Below are 1,776 nucleotides of genomic sequence, written 5' to 3'. Positions count from 1 at the left end.
GAGTATAGATTAGATTCCGGAACTTGGCAAGCAAGTGGAAGTTTTACAGGATTGGCTCCAGCAGATTATAGTGTTCAAATAAGAGATGCTAATGCGACAGCTTGTGTGATAACATTGGACCCTACTTTGACAATTACAGAACCACCGGTAATCAATATGCAAACTTCATTCACCAATGCATCATGTAATGGGGAAACCGATGGACGTATAACAGTTACAGCAGTAGAAGGAGCAACAATTACTATAGATGGAGAGGCTTATGATGCAAATGCAACTTATGAAGCGGGAGACTATACGGTTTTAGTTACAGTTCCAGGAGGAAATGTAGGTGATCCAGTATGTAGTGATACAGTGGTGATCACAATTTCACAGTCAGCAGAGATCAATATGCAAACCTCATTCACCAATGCATCATGTAATGGTGAAGCTAATGGAACCATAACAGTTACGGCAGTAGATGGAGCAACAATTACTATAAATGGTGTAGTTTATAATGCATCAGCCACTTATGGTCCTGGAGATTATGTAGTGAGAGCTGAAGCGGCAGGAGGAAATGATAGTGATGTTTGTTTTGAAGAAAGAACGATCACAATTTCAGAGCCAGCAGATATCGTACTAACAACTTCATTTACTGAAGTAACCTGTAACGGTGCAGCAGACGGAACAATCACAGCATCTGCAACAGGTGGTGCAACAATCACTGTAGATGGTGTAGCTTATAGTGCATCAGCAACTTATGGTCCTGGGGATTATGTAGTGAGAGCTGAAGCGGCAGGAGGAAATGATAGTGATGTTTGTTTTGAAGAAAGAACGATCACAATTTCAGAACCAGCAGATATCAATATGCAAACTTCATTCACCAACGCAACTTGTTTTGGTGAAGCTGATGGAAACATTATAGTTACAGCAGTAGAAGGTGCAACAATTACTATAGATGGAGAGACTTATAATGCATCAGAGGTTTATGGGCCAGGAGATTATTTAGTAAGAGCTGAAGCAGCAGGAGGTAATGATGGAGATGTTTGTTTTGAAGAACGAACAATAACAATTACACAGCCATCTCAAATTATTGCGAATGCAGGAAATGCAGGTGATTTAAGTTGCTTAGTTAAAACCTTAGTCTTAAATGGTAGTGTAAACTTAGAAAATCAGGAGGCATTAGATTACTCTTGGACTACAGAAGACGGGGTAATTGATAGTGGAGCAAACACATTAAATCCTACTGTTAGCAGACAAGGAACATATTTGTTGACGGTAACTAATACAGTTACTAATTGTACTTCAATGGATTCAGTGAATATAGTTTTAATTCCTGATACTGAAGATCCAGTATTTTCCGAAACCGGAGACATCACGGTTAATGTAGACGCTGGAGAGTGTGGAGCAATAGTTTCTTTCACGACTCCTGCGGCTACAGACAACTGTTTAGAAACAATTGTAACATTTACTAGTGGATTAGATCCAGGAAGTTTATTCCCTGTGGGAACTACAACTGTAACCTATACTGCTGCAGATGTTACCGGAAACACTTCCACAGTAACTTTTGATGTAACTGTTGAAGATAATGAAGATCCAGCAATCGAATGTCCTGAAAATATAACAGTAACCAATATAGAAGGTCAGGATTATGCAATTGTCACTTATACTGAGATTACTGCTACCGATAATTGCGGAGTAACAGTTGAAAGGATATCTGGTTTTGCCTCTGGGGAACAATTCCCAATAGGAACAACAACAGTAACTTATGTAGCTACAGATTCAAGTGGTAATGAAGTT

The 1,776-nt window shown here is 39.2% G+C and carries 1 protein-coding gene; it reads left to right on the top strand.

The window, feature by feature from the left end; all coding sequences use genetic code 11:
- Positions 1 to 1,776, top strand: a 1,776-nt coding sequence (locus ABYT07_RS20875; protein WP_372993916.1) for an HYR domain-containing protein, incomplete at both ends; no start/stop codon positions are given.

The sequence above is a fragment of the Sulfitobacter sp. genome (assembly GCF_041552635.1).
GTDB lineage: Bacteria > Pseudomonadota > Alphaproteobacteria > Rhodobacterales > Rhodobacteraceae > Sulfitobacter.
This window is presented reverse-complemented; position numbering and strand designations above follow the sequence as displayed.